At 72.7% G+C, this 16,168-nt stretch carries 17 protein-coding genes; 6 read left to right on the top strand and 11 right to left on the bottom strand.

Going from position 1 to position 16,168, the window contains the following annotated elements; translation table 11 throughout:
* Positions 1 to 28: 28 nt before the first annotated feature.
* From G401_RS0108840 to G401_RS0108790, 11 genes are all read right to left on the bottom strand, one after another.
* A complete protein-coding gene (locus G401_RS0108840) occupies positions 29 to 640 on the bottom strand; it encodes a MerR family transcriptional regulator (RefSeq protein ID WP_027342210.1) in 612 nt (203 codons plus the stop codon).
* A gap of 209 nt (positions 641 to 849) precedes the next feature.
* A complete protein-coding gene (locus G401_RS0108835) occupies positions 850 to 1,317 on the bottom strand; it encodes a bifunctional nuclease family protein (protein ID WP_034591144.1) in 468 nt (155 codons plus the stop codon).
* 52 nt (positions 1,318 to 1,369) lie between these two features.
* Positions 1,370 to 2,074, bottom strand: coding sequence for a transcriptional regulator FtsR (ftsR, locus tag G401_RS0108830; protein ID WP_027342208.1), 705 nt, complete (start codon positions 2,072 to 2,074; stop codon positions 1,370 to 1,372).
* A gap of 92 nt (positions 2,075 to 2,166) precedes the next feature.
* A complete protein-coding gene (gene odhI / locus G401_RS0108825) occupies positions 2,167 to 2,607 on the bottom strand; it encodes an oxoglutarate dehydrogenase inhibitor Odhl (protein ID WP_027342207.1) in 441 nt (146 codons plus the stop codon).
* A gap of 118 nt (positions 2,608 to 2,725) precedes the next feature.
* Positions 2,726 to 3,103, bottom strand: coding sequence for a glycine cleavage system protein GcvH (gene gcvH / locus G401_RS0108820; protein WP_027342206.1), 378 nt, complete (start codon positions 3,101 to 3,103; stop codon positions 2,726 to 2,728).
* A 28-nt stretch (positions 3,104 to 3,131) separates the two neighbouring features.
* Positions 3,132 to 4,028, bottom strand: coding sequence for a DUF881 domain-containing protein (locus G401_RS44450; RefSeq protein ID WP_211240713.1), 897 nt, complete (start codon positions 4,026 to 4,028; stop codon positions 3,132 to 3,134).
* Positions 4,029 to 4,154: 126 nt separating this feature from the next.
* Positions 4,155 to 4,487 (bottom strand): small basic family protein, encoded by a 333-nt coding sequence (locus G401_RS0108810; RefSeq protein ID WP_027342205.1) that lies wholly within the window; start codon positions 4,485 to 4,487, stop codon positions 4,155 to 4,157.
* The gene (locus G401_RS0108805; protein WP_034591033.1) at positions 4,484 to 5,404 is read right to left on the bottom strand and encodes a DUF881 domain-containing protein; all 921 of its coding nucleotides are present in this window, start codon (positions 5,402 to 5,404) and stop codon (positions 4,484 to 4,486) included. The genes G401_RS0108810 and G401_RS0108805 overlap by 4 nt, the downstream gene beginning before the upstream one ends.
* Positions 5,401 to 6,030, bottom strand: a complete 630-nt coding sequence (locus G401_RS0108800) for a CDP-alcohol phosphatidyltransferase family protein (RefSeq protein ID WP_407636834.1) — start codon at positions 6,028 to 6,030, stop codon at positions 5,401 to 5,403. Before G401_RS0108800 ends, G401_RS0108805 begins: the two co-directional genes overlap by 4 nt.
* 60 nt (positions 6,031 to 6,090) lie before the next feature.
* Positions 6,091 to 7,806 (bottom strand): DUF2264 domain-containing protein, encoded by a 1,716-nt coding sequence (locus G401_RS44445; RefSeq protein ID WP_169734164.1) that lies wholly within the window; start codon positions 7,804 to 7,806, stop codon positions 6,091 to 6,093.
* Positions 7,807 to 8,085: 279 nt separating this feature from the next.
* Positions 8,086 to 9,108: a LacI family DNA-binding transcriptional regulator gene (locus G401_RS0108790; RefSeq protein ID WP_027342202.1), complete on the bottom strand. Its 1,023-nt coding sequence runs from the start codon at positions 9,106 to 9,108 to the stop codon at positions 8,086 to 8,088.
* A gap of 138 nt (positions 9,109 to 9,246) precedes the next feature.
* On the opposite strand from G401_RS0108790, the gene G401_RS0108785 reads away from it, so the two are divergent.
* Genes G401_RS0108785 through G401_RS44435 form a run of 6 tightly spaced genes read left to right on the top strand, consistent with a single transcriptional unit; the run spans position 9,247 to position 16,131 of the window.
* Complete coding sequence (locus G401_RS0108785; protein ID WP_034591141.1) at positions 9,247 to 10,365, top strand: Gfo/Idh/MocA family protein; 1,119 nt, start codon at positions 9,247 to 9,249, stop codon at positions 10,363 to 10,365.
* Entirely contained in the window at positions 10,362 to 11,423 is a 1,062-nt protein-coding gene (locus G401_RS0108780; protein WP_027342200.1) for a dihydrodipicolinate synthase family protein, read from the top strand. The genes G401_RS0108785 and G401_RS0108780 overlap by 4 nt, the downstream gene beginning before the upstream one ends.
* The gene (locus G401_RS0108775) at positions 11,420 to 12,223 is read left to right on the top strand and encodes a sugar phosphate isomerase/epimerase family protein (RefSeq protein WP_027342199.1); all 804 of its coding nucleotides are present in this window, start codon (positions 11,420 to 11,422) and stop codon (positions 12,221 to 12,223) included. The genes G401_RS0108780 and G401_RS0108775 overlap by 4 nt, the downstream gene beginning before the upstream one ends.
* Positions 12,224 to 13,000 carry a sugar phosphate isomerase/epimerase family protein gene (locus G401_RS0108770; RefSeq protein ID WP_027342198.1) on the top strand — a complete coding sequence of 259 codons (777 nt, stop codon included), beginning with the start codon at positions 12,224 to 12,226 and terminating at the stop codon, positions 12,998 to 13,000.
* Between the two features lie 15 nt (positions 13,001 to 13,015).
* Positions 13,016 to 14,902: a low temperature requirement protein A gene (locus tag G401_RS52505; protein ID WP_051366382.1), complete on the top strand. Its 1,887-nt coding sequence runs from the start codon at positions 13,016 to 13,018 to the stop codon at positions 14,900 to 14,902.
* Positions 14,899 to 16,131: an MFS transporter gene (locus G401_RS44435; protein WP_051366381.1), complete on the top strand. Its 1,233-nt coding sequence runs from the start codon at positions 14,899 to 14,901 to the stop codon at positions 16,129 to 16,131. The genes G401_RS52505 and G401_RS44435 overlap by 4 nt, the downstream gene beginning before the upstream one ends.
* The last annotated feature ends 37 nt before the right edge of the window (positions 16,132 to 16,168 follow it).

Genomic DNA, 16,168 nt, shown 5'->3' with positions numbered 1-16,168 from the left:
ACCCCGGCGCGGTGCGGTGCGGTGCGGCTCAGCTGGCGCGGCGGCGGGCGCGGCGGGCGGCGAGCTCGTCCGGTACGCCGAACGGCGCCTCGATGAGCTGTCCGCCGTCGGCCGCCGCGGGCTCGCCGGCGTCGGCCGGTTCGTCCGGGGCCGCCCGTTCGCCCGGCAGCATCGACAGCGAGCCCTGGATCTCCTTGAAGGCGCCGCCGATCGCTATGCCGAACACCCCCTGACCGCCCTGCAGCAGGTCGACGACCTCCTCGGCGGACCGGCACTCGTACACCGTGGTGCCGTCGGAGATGAGGGTGATCGCGGCGAGGTCGTCGACACCGTGCGTCCGCAGGGTCTCGATCGCCTTGCGGATGTTCTGGAGCGACACCCCGGCGTCCAACAATCGTTTGACTACCTTGAGGACCACAAGATCCCGGAAGGAGTACAGGCGTTGCGTGCCCGACCCCGTCGCATCGCGGACGCTCGGCACCACCAACCCCGTACGCGCCCAGTAGTCGATCTGCCGGTAGCTGATCCCGACCGCGTGGCACGCGGTGACACCGCGGTACCCGACCGTCTCCCGGGCGTCCCCGGGCGTGCCCGGGTCGTCCGCCAGAACCGGCTGGCTGGGGCTGTAGGGCTCGTACATGCGAATACCTCCACCTCCGCGGCGCCGGAGCACACGACTCGTCGACCGCATGGTGGAACGCCCGCGGTGGAGAGCGCCGGTGCCAGATCCGACAACGATCACCCTATAGCCGAGGCGCCTTGCCTCCGTGCACGCAACACCGGGACACGCCGCGAAGGGAGTAGTGGATTGAGTAGGTCACTACGGATCCCGCCGGGATCCGGGCCCGCTCAGCTCGCGAAGTCCTCCGGCGTGACCTGCTCGAGGAACTCGCGGAACTTCTCGACCTCGTCCTCCTGCTCGTCCGGGATGATGATCCCGGCCTCGTCGAGGACCGCCTCGGTGCACCGGATCGGCGCGCCGACCCGCAGCGCCAGCGCGATCGCGTCGCTGGGCCGCCCGGACACCCGGATCGCGCCGTCGGAGAACAGCAGATCGGCGAAGAAGATGCTGTCGCGCAGGTCGGTGATCTCGACCGCGCTCAGCGGCGCCGACAGCGCCTTCAGCACGTCCCGCATCAGGTCGTGGGTCAATGGCCGCGTCGGCTTCACACCCTGCTGCTCGTACGCGATCGCGGTGGCCTCCACCGCCCCGATCCAGATCGGGAGATAGCGGTCGCCGTCGACTTCGCGTAGAAGCACGATCGGCTGGTTGGTGGGGAGTTCTACCCTGACCCCGACCACGCTCAGCTCACGCACCGTCGCCTCCCTGCCGTGCATCCGACCGTCTCAACTCTCACCGTACACGCAGTCATTGACCGAGCGTGTCGCGCAGCCCCATGCGTACCAGGGCGGCGTGCAGGCGCTGCGACAGCGCGGTCAGCTCGCGGACGGTCTCCGCCGCGCGGGCCTGCGCGGTCGGGTCCGGATGGCGCTGGAGCGGGGCGATCAGCGCGGCGAACAGGCCCACCTCGCGGTCGGCCGCGGCCCGCCAGGCACGCAGATGCCGGGGCTGTACGCCGTGCTCCGCGAACGCGGCCGCCACCTGGGCCACGGCCAGGGCGTCGGCGTCGTAGCGGCCGATCGAGTCGGCGACCACGAGGCCGTGCTGGACGAGATCGCGCAGCTGCGCGCTGTCCAGCCCGGCCTCGGCGCACAGCTCGTCGGCGGACAGCCGCACGTTCTCCGGCGGCATCCGCTCGGCGAGCGCCGTCGGCGGCGGCAGCGCGTCGTTCGGGCCGAGCGCCACCAGCGCGGGACGCGCCTGCGGCGGCTCGATCACGATCTCGCCCTGCGCCAGCTGCTCGCGGATGACCCGCAGCGGCAGGTAATGGTCGCGCTGGGCGATCAGGACATAGCGCAGCCGCAGCACGTCCGAGCGGGAGTACTTGCGGTATCCCGACTGCGTACGCTGCGGCTCGACCAGGCCCTCGCTCTCCAGGAAGCGCAGCTTGGAGATCGTCGTGTCGGGGAACTCGACCCGCAGCTCGGCCAGCACCTCACCGATGCTGAACAGCGGCTCGTTGCCGGCGTGCTCCCGGCCGCGGGCAGCCCCGCCCGACGCCGCGGCACCTCGGTCACCTGGTGCCGCGGCCCGTTCGGACTGCGTCACGACTCCTCGGGGCGCGGCCCCGCGATGTAGACCAGCCGGAACTTGCCGATCTGAACCTCGTCGCCGTTGTTCAGCGTCGCGGACTCGACCCGCTCCCGGTTGACGTAGGTGCCGTTGAGGCTGCCGACGTCGCGCACCGTGAAGGTGGAGCCCTCGCGGTGGAACTCGGCGTGCCGGCGCGACACCGTCACGTCGTCGAGGAAGATGTCGCTGTCAGGGTGCCGGCCGCTCGTGGTCACGTCGTGGTCGAGCAGGAACCGTGCTCCCGCATTGGGTCCGCGCCGCACCACCAGCAAGGCCATCCCAGGGGGGAGCTGGCCGGAGACCCGTCCGGGCACGACGTCGGAGTCGGATCCCTCCAGCACCTCGTCCAGGGAGCCCAGGTGGAGGGTCGACGTGACATCGAGCGGGGGGAACTCGTCGCCGGGGCGGGTCATCGGACCACCTCACGATTTCGTCGTCGGATCTGCCCCTCGGCAACTCTGCCGGGGGGCGAATCGGTTGTGCGAGCGTAGCCAGCTCACAAAGAAAGGGTCAACCGGACGCGCGGGCAGTTCAGCTCTCGGTGAGCTTGCCGTAGCCGTCCGCGTCCAGCAGCGCGTCGATCGCGGCCGGGTCGGCGGGCTGCATCTCCACGAGCCAGCCTTCGCCGTACGGGTCGGTGTTGATCAGGTCCGGCGAGTCCACCAGGGCCTCGTTGCGGGCCAGAACGGTACCGCTGACGGGGGCGTAGATCTCCGAGACGCTCTTGGTCGACTCCACCTCGCCGAACGAGTCGCCCGCGGCCACCTCGGTGCCGGGCTCGGGCAGCTGGACGTAGACGATGTCGCCGAGCGCGTCCTGCGCGAAGTCGGTGATGCCGACGCGGACGGGAGTGCCGCTCGTGGCGACCCACTCGTGCTCCGCGGTGTAGCGCAGGTTCTCAGGAATCACGTTCGCTCCTCGTTCACGCCCTCTCCGGTCAGGAGACGGGCTGCGCGTACTGCAATGCAGGGGTGGCGGCCATGGCGTCGACCGTGACCGTGCCGGGCTCTTCGACGATCACGTTACCGCCGTCGCCACCGACGGTAGCGACCACCCCACCCGGAATGTTCAGCGCCGTCTTCATCGTGCCCGCGTCGCCGATGACCGTGATGGTGTACGGGCCGGTCAGCCGCGCTCCGTCGACGCGTACGCCGTTGCCGTCGTCCACGAAGTACGTGGAGACGATGATGCGTACCTTGTGACCGTCCGAACCGGAGATCTGCATGGCCTCGGCCCCGGAGTTGCGCAGCTCCTCGACCGCGTCCAGCAGCTGCGCGCCGCGGATCGTCCCGGAGCCCGGGTTGAAGTGCACCACCAGGCCGGTCCCCTTGGCCGGCAGCGTGCCGGCGAGGATGCCGAGCTCGTCGGCGCGCTTCTCGGCCGCCTGCTTGGCCGCCTCCTGGCTCTCGCTGCCCGCGGTCAGGTCCCGCTTGAGCTTGTCCAGGTCGCTGATCTCCTTGCGCAGCCGGTCCTCGTTCGAGTCCAGATCGGACAGGATGCGCACGAGGTCGTCCTGCCGCGCCGAGGCGAGCGTCGCGTCGGTCGAGGTTCCGCGTACCTGCACGACGAGGGCGAAGCCGAGCAGCCCGACGAGGACCGCGATGACGACGCCGGTGGCCGAGACCTTGCCGGGCCGGGTCTTCCCGCGCGCCGGCGGCGGCTCGGGCGGCCCGACCGTGAGCCGGGTCGTGGCCTCCTCGTCCTCGGCCGTGGGCTCCTCCTCGGCGGCGTCTGCGTCTTCGGCGGCGTCGTCGGCGGCGTCGTCGGCGGCGTCGTCGGGCGCGTCCTCGTCCTCGGGCGCGGCGGGCGGCGCGGCCGCGGGCGGCTGGGCGATGCCGTCGCGCCACGTCGTCTCGTCCTCCGCGCCGGGCGTGCCGTCGTCCCCGCCCCCCTCAGGGGTGGCCGGTACGGGTCGCGTCGGTTCGTCGCCGGGGCGGTGCGGCTCGGTCACGTGCTCTCCTTACGCCCGGAACAGGTGCCGGCGGATGGCCGCCACGTTGCCGAAGATGCGTACGCCGAGGACGACGACCACGCCCGTCGACAGCTGGCCGCCGACGCCGAGCTGGTCGCCCAGCCACACGATGAGCCCGGCGACGAGCACGTTCGAGATGAACGAGACCACGAACTGCTTGTCGTCGAACTTGCCGTCGAGCTTCGCGCGTACGCCGCCGAAGACCGCGTCAAGCGCCGCCACGACCGCGATGGGCAGGTACGGCTGCAGTGCGACGGGGACCGTGGGGTCGAGGATGACGCCGAGGACCACCCCGGCGATGAGCGCGATGACCGGTATCACTTGCCACCTCTCGAAGGGGACGGTGAGCCGCCGGACGGGGAGGGTGACGCGGACGTCAGCGGCGTGGCGTAGTAGAGCTGCGGCGTGGCCGCGGCGGGCAGGGTGAGCCCGTCGGTCTGCTTGACCGAGAAGCCCATGCCCTTCGTCGAGGACAGCTTGCGGTACAGCTCGGCCGTTGCCGAGCCGTTGAAGTCGTCCTCCATCGAGCCGGGCCCGATCGCGGACACCTTGTAGGGCCCGATCAGCGGCTTGAAGTCGACCAGGATCGCCTCACCGGCGGCGCGGATGGTGGACAGCGCGGTCAGCCGCTGGCCGTTGATCGAGACGGCCTCGGCCCCGTCGGCGAACAGCTCGTTGACCACCGTACGCAGATCGAAGTACAGCACCCGCGAGTCGCTGGGCGTCTCCTTCTGGCCGGTCACGGGGTCCACCGTGGGCGGGCCGTCCGACAGCGTCACGACCACCCCGTCGCCGGTCACCTTGCGCAGCCCGGTCGCGGCCTCGTAGGTGCGCAGCTTCTCCAGCGTGCTGTTGGACAGCAGCGCCTCCTGCAGGCTGGAGACCTGGTTGCGGTCCTGCTCGGCCTGCGCGGTGAGCGCGTCGACCCGCTGCTGGCGGGTGTGGATGTCGGAGATCAGCCCGTCGCGGGCCGTCTGCCGCTGCGGCTTCTCCGCGACCACCTTCTCGTACGCGATCGCGAACAGGAAGCCGACGATGAGCGCCGTGACCGCCGTGAGGATCCGCAGGAACACCCGCCGGCCGCGCGAGCGCTCGATCACCGGCAGCGCGTACCCGGAGTCGAGGGACTCCCGGAAGAGCTGGTCGAGCAGGTCGGTGCCGTAGGAGGCGCCGGGCGGGCCGCTCGTCAGGCCGGTCCCGGTGACCGGTCGCTCGTTCGGGCCCGCCCCGGTGGTCATGCCAGGCCGCCCGACGTTCGCGGCGTGCGCAGGACCATCCGCGCCTGCACGATGTAGAGGCCGCCGGCGATCCAGTAGAGCACCAGGCCCCACCAGGCCAGACCCCAGCCGACCGCGTGCGCCACCGCCGCGACGTCCCCGTGCGCGGCCTTGGCCAGCAGCAGGACGGGGAACGCGAACAGCAGCAGGAAGGTCGCGGTCTTGCCGAGATAGTGCACCGGCAGCGGCTCGTGGCCCTGGCGGCGCAGCACCAGGATGACGACGAGCAGGACCGCCTCGCGCAGCAGCAGGGCGATGGTGAACGCCCACGGCACGACCGACTCGACGGTGAACGCCAGCAGCGTCGCCAGGATGTACAGGCGGTCGGCCAGCGGGTCCATCAGCTCGCCGAGCCGGCTGACCTGGCCGAGCCGGCGGGCGAGGTAGCCGTCGATCCAGTCGGTGGTCCCGCCGACGGCGAGCACCACGACCGCCCAGCCCCACGCCTTCGGCCCGAGGAACAGGTAGAGGAACAGCGGTACGCCGAGCAGCCGCAGGAAGCTGATCACATTGGGGATGGTGAGAACCCGCGTCCGGGGATCCGTCTCCGTCATCGCCATCCCCCCTCGTGCGCGCCGGTCGGACACGCCGAGACACTATATCCGGAGCGTTATGGATCTTGTAACTCCGACACCGCGTCGGCGCCCTCAGACCCGGCGTACCGTGACCGCGCAGCGCAGAACGTGGTCACCGGCGGCGATTCCGCCCAGCAGGGCCGGAAGCACCGTACGCCCGAACAGCACGTGCGAACCGGGCATGGGGTGCAGTATCAGGCCTTCCCGGGCGCCGTCCACGTCGACGATCTCCGACCGGATCCCGCCGGCCGTCGCGGCCGCCCCGGCCCCCGCCGCCGAACCCGGCGCGCCCACCTCGTTCCACGGTACGCAGAACCCGCCCTCGGCGACGGTCAACGCGCGGCCCGCCGAGATCGTGTGTACGCGTACGTGGCGCCCGTCGCCGTCGAAGGCCAGCCGGGTCTCGACGGTGACGTCCGGCCACGGCCGCCAGCGCAGCACCACGGCCTCCCCGTCCAACTCGGCCACCCCGTGCGTACGCGTACGCCAGTGCACGCCGTCGTCGGACAGCGCCAGGGTCCCGTCGAGGCCGAAGTCGTCCAGATCGGGGCCGCCCGTCGGAACACCGATCCCGGCCAGGGTCGAGTACGCGAACTTGGCGTACTTGGCGGTGCCGCCACGGGGCCGCCACGCCGGGGTCTCCTGCCCGTTCAGCGCGACCACGTCACCGCGCCCGTCCCGGCTCAGCACCATCGACGCGGCCGGCTGCGCCAGCACGGCCGGGCCCTCGACCGGCGCGGGCTTCTCCGTCCAGAAAGGATGGTCGGATCCGGCGGCCAGCGCGGCGAAGAACTTCACGCCCCAGTACGGCGAACCGCCGGCCATGTACTGCTCGACGACACCGGTGTTCGGGTAGGCGTACCCGACCGTCAGGCCGCCCTCCTCGTCGGCGACCGGCTTCGGCCACCACCACTCCAGGTGGCGCTGCGCGAGACCGCGTACCTCCGCCCAGGGCAGGGCCTCGCAGTCCGCCGCGGCCAGCGCCGACCAGAACGCGCCCTGCGCGAACCGGTAGCCCAGGCTGCGCCCGAACGGCAGACCCGCACCGTCGGCCGCGAACCAGTTGCGGAACTGCCCCGCGAACCGCGTCGCCCGCTCCCGGAACCGCTCCGCGCGCTCCTCCTCCACCGCGCCCAGGCGGGTCAGCAGCAGGCTGTAGAAATGGAAGCCGAACGGCACGTAGTAGTCGCGCGCCGCGCCGGGGCCGTCCGCGTACCAGCCGTCGGCCAGCGCGAACTCCTCCAGCCGGTCCAGGTGCGCCCGCTTCGCGCCCTCATCCACCGGTACGCCGACGGCGGCCAGGCCGGTCGCCGCGTACACCGGGAAGAAATGCCAGTTGTTGTCCACCGGTTCGGCCCGCATCGCGGCACCGAGCCACGCCGCGAGATTGTCCCGCTGTACGCCGGACAGCGGATCCCACATCTCGTGCGGCGCGGCCGCCAGCGCGTACCCGATGGCGGCGGACTCGACGATCCGCTGATCGCGGTCGACCGGCTCGCCGATGTACCACGGACCCCGCGGATCGACGGCGGCCGCGAGGGCGGCGCGGACCTCGTCCCACTGCGGCGCGGTACCGCCCCCCGCGGCCAGCGGCGCCAGCCCCCACAACGGCCGCGCGATCGACTCCAGCCAGGCGGAACCTGGATCGTGATTGGCGGCGTGCACCGGCAGCCGGGCCGGGCCGAGCGCGGCGACCCGGGTGGCCGGGGCGATCAGGCCCAGCAGCGCACGGGACCAGCCCTCCCGATCGGTCGGCGCGACACCGTGCACATCTTGCGGGGAGGGCATGGCAGGCAGGATACCGCCCCGCCCGGGTCGCCTCTCCCCCGCAGCGTCCACCCTCCATTTCCGACGATCTTGCGCGAGCGTCCGCGCCTTGCGACTGCTTGTGCGGGCGGCCCGTATCGGCCTTGATCGTGTAACGCAGATCTGTCGAAATCCGGCCGCCGCAACATATACGCGCGACATGATCAAGGTGCGGTGATCGACTCGGCCGAAACGGCGGTCGCCGCACACCCCGTGCCGCTCAGCGGAAACGGTGGCCGGGGGCACAACCCGTAGAGCGTCCTAGGAAGATAGGGGGCGGCTGGATGCGCGTACCACCAGGGAGGCCGGCATGGTGATGACCTGGCGGGCCGGGCCGAGGTCGGACAGGGCCAGGCCGAGCACCTTCTCCCCCAGGCCGGTGAGGTCGAGGCGGATCGTGGTGAGGCCGGGACCCACGTCGGCCGCGCCGGGGATGTCGTCGAAGCCGACGACCGACACGTCGCCGGGCACCGAGCGGCCGGCGTCCTGGAGGGCGGCCACGGCACCGAACGCCATCAGGTCGTCCAGCGCGAACACCGCCGTCAGCGACGGGTGCCGGGCGAGCAGCCGCCGGGTGGCGGCGTACCCGCCGTCGCGGCTGAAATCGCCTTCCTCCACATGGGACGCGTCGACCGGGAACACCGAGCGGAAGCCCGCGAGCCGGTCGGCCACGACGGCCAGGCGCTTCGGGCCGGCCACCACACCGATCTCGGCGTGGCCGCAGTCGAGTAGGTGCCGGGCGGCCAGTGCGCCGCCGCCCTTGTTGTCCGGCAGGACCGCGTCCACGGCCGGTCCGTGGTTGCCGATCGCGGCGGCCCGGCCACCCTGGTGCGCGTACGCGTCCAGTTGCTCGGCCAGGTCGGCGAGGAAACGCGTACCCGTGAAGGCGCTGGCGGCGAGCACGATGGCGCGGGCGCGTTGGGCGCGCAGGCGGGCGATGTACTCCAGTTCCAGGGCGGGGTCGCGGAACGTGCAGGCGACCATGACCATGAGGTCGTGCTCGCGCGCGGCGCGCATGGCGCCCGCGGCGATGGCGGCGAAGTAGGGGTCGGCGATGTCGTGCACGATCAGGCCGACGATGGAGGTCGTGGCGCGGGCCAGGGCCTGGGCGGGCGCGTGCGAGACGTAGCGCAGCCGGGCGGCCTCGGCCAGGACGCGGCCGCGCAGCTCCTCGCGGACGGTACGCCCGCCGCTGCCGTGCAGGACGCGGGAGGCGGTGGCGAGGGAGACCCCGGCGGCGTCGGCTACCTGCTGCAGGGTGGCGGTTGACGGCTTGTCGCGCATCCCGGTAACGTACCGCCTCGCAGCCAGTTGGAAAGCGCTTTCCGAATAACGAATCGCCGCCGGCGCCGCCCAGCACGGCACCCGGCGGCGGGGACTCCAGACGAAGCGAGGAGCGGCGTGAAGAAGGTCACCATCGTCATGAACGGCGTCACCGGGCGGATGGGATACCGCCAGCACCTGGTGCGCTCCCTGCTCGCGATCCGCGAGGAGGGCGGCCTGAACCTGCCCGACGGCACGGTGCTGTTCCCCGAGCCGGTGCTCGTCGGCCGCAACGCCGCCAAGCTGGAGGCCCTCGCCGCCCAGCACGGCCTCACGAACTTCACGACCGACCTCGACGCGGCGCTCGCCGACCCGGCCAACGAGATCTACTTCGACGCGCAGGTGACCCAGGCCCGCGTCGCCGGGCTCACCAAGGCGATCGCGGCCGGCAAGCACGTCTACACCGAGAAGCCCGTCGCCGAGACCCTCGACGAGGCGCTCGGCCTCGCCCGCGCGGCCGACGCGGCCGGCGTCCGCCACGGCGTCGTCGCCGACAAGCTCTACCTGCCCGGCCTGCGCAAGCTCAAGCGGCTGGTCGACTCCGGCTTCTTCGGCCGGATCCTCAGCGTACGCATCGATTTCGGCTACTGGGTGTTCGAGGGCGACTGGCAGGCGGCCCAGCGGCCGAGCTGGAACTACCGGGCCGAGGACGGCGGCGGCATGGTGCTGGACATGTTCCCGCACTGGCGTTACGTGCTCGACCACGTGATCGCCCCGGTGAAGTCGGTGTACGCGCACTCCGTCACCCACATCCCGCAGCGCTTCGACGAGCAGGGCGAGCCGTACGCGGCGACGGCCGACGACGCCGCGTACGCGGTGCTGGAACTCGAAGGCGGGATCGTCGCCCAGATCACCTCGTCGTGGGCGACCCGGGTGGACCGGACCGAGCTGGTGGCCTTCCACGTCGACGGCACCCACGGGTCGGCCGTGGCGGGCCTGCGCGGCTGCCGCATCCAGCACCGCAACGCGACGCCGAAGCCGGTCTGGAACCCGGATCTGCCGACGAGCCACGACTTCCGGGCACTGTGGACGGACGTGCCGGAGAACGACGTCTACGACAACGGGTTCAAGGTGCAGTGGGCCGAGTTCCTCACGGCCGTCGCCACCGGCGCCCCGTACGCGCACGACCTGTGGGCCGGCGCGCGCGGCGTACAGCTGGCCGAACTCGGCGCGCAGTCGGCTCGCGAGGGCCGCCGCCTGGAGGTGCCCGCCCTGTGAGCGCCCGGACGTTCTACGCCGCGGCCCACGTCGTCGCCGATCCCGCCGCCGCCGACCAGACCACCGTGGACTGGGACGCCACCCTGCGGTTCCGCCACCACCTCTGGTCGCTGGGCCTCGGCGTGGCCGACGCGATGGACACCGCCCAGCGCGGCATGGGCCTGCCGTGGTCGGGCACCGACGAGCGGGGCGGCCCGACCGGCGCCCGGGAACTGATCCGCCGCAGCGGCGCCGAGGCGAAGGCGGTCGGCGGCCTGCTGGCCTGCGGCGCCGGCACCGATCACCTCTCCCCCGGCGAGCACACCCTGGCCGGCATCGAGGCCGCGTACGCCGAGCAGATCGAGGTCGTCCAGGCCGCCGGGGCGCGCGTGATCCTGATGGCCAGCCGGGCGCTCGCCGCCAACGCGACGGGCCCGGACGACTACCTGAACCTCTACGGGCGGCTGCTGGCCCAGGTGGACCAGCCGGTGATCCTGCACTGGCTCGGCGACATGTTCGACCCGGCGCTGGCCGGCTACTGGGGCGACAAGGACCTCGACGCGGCGACCGGAACCGTGCTGGACCTCATCCGCACCCACGCGTACAGGATCGACGGGATCAAGGTGTCCCTGCTCGACGCGGGCCGGGAGATCGCGCTGCGCCGGGCGCTGCCGGCCGGCGTACGCCTCTACACCGGCGACGACTACAACTATCCCGAGCTGATCGCCGGGGACGCCGAGGGCTTCTCGCACGCGCTGCTCGGGATCTTCGACGCCGTCGCGGTCCCCGCCGCCGCCGCGCTGCGGGCGCTCGACGCCGGGGACACGGCCGGGTTCCGGGCGATGCTCGACCCGACGGTCCCGCTGGCCCGGCACATCTTCGCCGCGCCGACCTTCCACTACAAGACCGGCATCGTCTTCCTGGCCTGGCTCAACGGGCACCAGGAGCAGTTCCGGATGATCGCCGGGCAGCAGACGGCGAGATCCCGCGAGCACCTGCTGGAGCTGTACCGGCTCGCCGGGGAGTGCGGGGTCCTCGCCGACCCCGAGGCGGCGGCCGCGAAGGTGGCCACCCTGTGAAGCTCTCCCTGAACACCGCCACCGTCAAGTACGCCTCCCTGGAGACGGCCGCCCGGCTGGCCGCCGAGAACGGCATCACCGGCATCGGACCCTGGCGGGACGTGGTCGCCGCGGCCGGGGGCGCCGCCGCCGCCCGGAAGATCATCGACGGGTACGCGCTGACGGTGACGAGCCTGTGCCGGGGCGGCTTCTTCCACGTGCCGGGGTGGCTGGCGGACAACCAGGCGGCCGTCGACGAGGCCGCGATCCTGGGCGCGAAGGAGCTCGTGCTCGTCGTGGGCGGGCTGCCGGACGGGTCCAAGGATCTGCCCGGCGCCCGGCAGCAGGTCGCCGACGCGCTCGACGCCCTCGTCCCGTACGCGGCCGACCGGGGCGTACGCCTCGCGATCGAACCGCTGCACCCGATGTTCTGCGCCGACCGGGCCGTGGTCAGTACGCTCGGCCAGGCCCTCGATCTCGCCGAGAACTTCGCGCCGCACGAGGTCGGCGTCGTCGTCGACACGTACCACGTGTGGTGGGATCCGGAGCTGTTCGGCCAGATCGCGCGGGCGGCCGGGCGGATCTCCGCGTACCAGGTGTGCGACTGGGTGCTGCCGATCCCGGCGGACGCGCTGCTGGGCCGGGGGCACGTCGGCGACGGCTGCATCGAGTTCGCGCCGATCACCGAGGCGGTCGCCCGGGCGGGCTACACCGGTCACGTCGAGGTGGAGATCTTCCACCAGGCCGTCTGGGACGCCGATCCGGCCGCTACCGTGGCGACGATGGCCGAGCGGCACCGGGCGTACATCGGGGAGGTCTGAATGCGGCTGGCGTTCTCGACGCTGGGCTGTTCGGGGTGGCCGCTGACCGAGGTCGCGGCGCTCGCGAAGGAGTCCGGCTGGACCGGTCTGGAACTGCGCGCCGCCGCCGACGAGCCGGTCCACACCGGACTGTCCGCGGCCGGCCGGGCCCAGGCGCGGCGGGATCTCGACGGCACCACGATCCTGTGCGTCGCCTCGTACGTGAAGGTGGCCGCGGACGGCGACGACGACCGGTGCGTCGCCGATCTGCTGGCGCACGCCGCGCTGGCGGCCGACCTGGGCGCGCCCGCGGTCCGCGTCTTCCCGGGCGCGGCCGAGGCCGGTCCGGCCGCCGACGACCGGGCGGTACGCCGGCTCGCCGCCGCCGCGCCGCTGCTGCCGGACGGCGTACGGCTGTGGCTGGAGACCCACGACTCCCATCCCCGGGGCGTCGACGTCGCGCGGATCCTGGCCGCCGTCGGCCACCCCGGCGTCGGGGCGATCTGGGACGTGCTGCACCCGTGGCGTACCGGAGAAGCAATGACGGTGACCGCCGCGGCGCTCGCGCCTTTCCTGGCCCACGTTCAGGTGAAAGACGTGAAGAGCGCCGCGGAGCGTACGCCGCTGGCGCTCGGCGCCGGGACGGTGCCGCTGACGACGGCGCTGGACCTGGTACGCCGGCTGGGCTACGACGGCTGGCTGAGCCTGGAGTGGGAGAGCAAGTGGTACGCGGACGCCGGCCCGTTGCCGCAGGCCCTCGCGGACAGCCGGCGCTGGCTCGACAAAGCCGCGGCCTGACGGCAGAGTGTTCGCGTGCAGCCGAAGTCCGTCTCGCCGGTCGAGCTCTTCTACGATCTCGTCTTCGTCTTCGCCATCGTGCAGGTGTCCGCCCTGCTCCACCCGCTCGCCGGGGCAGGACCGACCCTCATGGGCGGGGCCCGTGCCGTCGTCCTGTTCGTGCCGCTGTACTGGGCCTGGGCCGCGATGGTCACCTACACCAACGTCAAGGGCTCCGACTCGCCCGCCGAGCGCCTCGCCCATTTCGCCGCCGGGCTGTGCGCGCTGGTCATGGCGGTCTCGGTGCCCGAGGCATTCGGGGACCGGGGCATCGTCTTCGGCGCCGCGTTCCTGGCCCAGCGGGTCGTGGTGACGCTGCTGCAGCAGCTGCGCCGCACGCCTGAGGACCCCAGCCCCACCTTCATGCTCCTGTCCCAGATCAGCGGGCCGATCATGCTCGCCGGCGCCTTCCTGCCGGGGAACTGGCGGCTCGGCGCGTGGGCCGTCGCCGTGGTCGCCGACCTGGTGCTGCCGCGCGTCGTCGGGGGCAGGCCGGCCGCCGCCGCGTTCGAGCCGAAGCACCTGCGCGAGCGCTACGGCCTGTTCCTGCTCCTCGCGCTCGGCGAGGCCGTCCTCGCGATCGGCGCCACCGTGGTCGGCCTCGAACACCTCACCCCGTCCATCGTGGCCGCGCTGGCCAGCGGGTTCGCCCTCGTCTGCGGGCTGTGGTGGCTCTACCTCCACTACGCCGCCGGCACCGAGCGGCCTGCGCGCGCCCTGCGCGGCGACCAGCTCGGCGGGCTCGTCGGGTTCACCCACCTGTTCTTCGTCGCCGGCGTCCTCGGCGTCGCCGTCGGTCTCGGCGAGGCCGTCGCCCACCCCGGCGAGCCGCTGCCCTTCGGCGTCGCGGCCCTGCTGTTCGGCGGGTTCGCCCTCTACCTGATCACGTTCGTGGCGGGCCAGTGGGTGTTCCTGCGCCGCATCCCCTGGACCCGGCTCGCCGCCTTCGCCGTCGTCGTGGCGCTTTTCAAGATCACCGACCGGCTCAGCGCCGGGCTGTCGCTCCTCGATCTCGCCGTCGTGGCCTTCTGGCTCAACATCATCGAGTACGCGTGGAGCCGCCGACGGCACCGCCGAAGCGTCCCGGAGATGGTGGACCCGGCGGTGTCCGCTGTGGACGTGCCCGCTCCGCGGGTGTCCGCCGAGACGACGGGCGCGTTCGACTTCCCCGAGCCGGGCGGCCGCTCCGGCGACCCCGCGACGAGCACGGGCAGCCGGTCCTACGACCCGATGACCACCACCGGCAGCCGGTCCTACGACCCGATGACCACCACCGGCAGCCGCTCGTACGACCCGATGACCACCACCGGCAGCCGGACGTACGACCCGATGACCACCACCGGGAGCCACGCGTACGATCCGCTGGACACGACGCGGAAGGTCGAGTGGCCGAGTGATTCGATCACCGATTCGTGGCTGAGCGAGGACACGTCCCCCACCGGGCGGTCCTCGTCCCTCCCGGCCGCCCCGCCGACAATGCCGCCGACCGCGTCGGCGCTGCGGGAGCCGACCGGCGCGGTGCCGGCCCAGCGGGAGAAGCGGGAGAAGGCCGAGCCGCCGCCGCGGCCGAAGAAGGAGTCGCGGTTCGGGCGGCGCAAGGACACCCCGCCGCGGGAGGAAGCCTCCTCGTCGCCGGTCGTGCCGCCCGCGCCGCAGGCACCCGCACCGCCGCCCCCGCCACCGGCCGCCCCGGCACCCGCTGCCCCGCCGACGTCGGGCCGGCAGCCGGACAAGGCCGGCCGCCGGGCCGGGCCCGCGCCGGAGCAGGCCGAGCCGCCCCGGGAGACACGGGCGGACCGGCGGCGCCGGCGTGACGAGGCCGCGGCCGACGACGCGTCCATGCGCAGCTGGCTCGGTGAGTGAGGCGAGTGCTCAAGAACAACCGCGACCTGGCCGTCTTCTGGAGCGTGCAGACGCTGTCGGCGGCCGGTGACGCGTTCTCGACCATCGCCGTACCGCTGCTCGTCCTGCACGCCACCGGATCCGTCGCCCAGATGGGCCTGGTCACCGCCGTGGCCGCGGCTGCGAACCTGCTGGCCGGGGTCTTCGCCGGGGTGATCGCCGACCGGTTCGACCGCCGGCGGCTGCTCATCGCCGCCGACACCGCCCGCGCGCTGCTCGTCGCGGCGATCCCGGTCGCGTGGCTGTTCGGCTCCCCGGTCTGGCTGCTGTACGCGGTGATGCCCGTCGCCGCCGTGTTCTCGATGCTGTTCAACGTCACCTACGTGGCCGTGCTGCCCCGGCTCGTCGGGCCGGACCAGATCACGCGGGCCAACGGGCTGATGTCGGCCAGCTACTCCGTGGCCGGGATCGCCGGCCCGATCCTCGCCGGGCTGATCTCGGCCGCGTTCGGCCCGGCCGCCGCGATGTGGGTCGACGCCGCGACCTACGCCGTCTCGGCCGTCGGCATCTGCTTCGTCCGCTTCCGCGCCCCCGCCGATCCGCAGGCCGGACCCGTCGAGGCCGCCTCGTTCGCCCACAACCTGCTGGTCGGTGCGCGGTTCCTGCTGCGCCATCGCGTACTGCGGTGGATGACGGTCGTGCTGACGATGCTGATCTTCGTGGAGAAGGGGGTGACCGACCTCGTGATCTACCACCTCAAGCACGACCTGGGGCAGCCCGATTCCGCCGTCGGGTACGCCCTGGCGGTCGTCGCGCTCGGGGTCATCGCCGGATCGCTGTCGGTGGCCCGGATCCGGCGGCGGATCGGCTTCGGCCCGACCTGGATCGGCTGCTCGATGCTGGCCGGCGTCCTCATCGCCACCATCGGCTTCGGCACCTCGGTCGCGACGGTGGCGCTCGGGGCGGCCGCGGCGTACTTCTGCGTGGCGACGGCCGGCATCTGCTCCCAGTCGCTGCGCCAGCAGGTCACCCCGGACGCGTTGCTCGGCCGGGTCACCTCGGCCTTCTGGACGATCCACGGTTCGCTGGGCCCGCTCGGCGCGACCGCCCTGACGGCCGCGAGCGGCCGGTTCGGCGTACGCCCGGTGCTGCTCGTGGCCGGTCTCGGCTACCTGGGCGCGGCGTCGGTCGCCCTGCTCACGCCGATCCGGCTGCGCTACCCCGAAAAGGTTGCCGTCCAACCTGTCTGAACAGTGACAAGCGCGATCGGTGACCGAGTTCACAAAC

It is taken from the genome of Hamadaea tsunoensis DSM 44101 (assembly GCF_000428945.1).
GTDB lineage: Bacteria > Actinomycetota > Actinomycetes > Mycobacteriales > Micromonosporaceae > Hamadaea > Hamadaea tsunoensis.
Note: the sequence above shows the minus strand (reverse complement) of the source record. Positions and strands in the feature narration are given on the sequence as shown.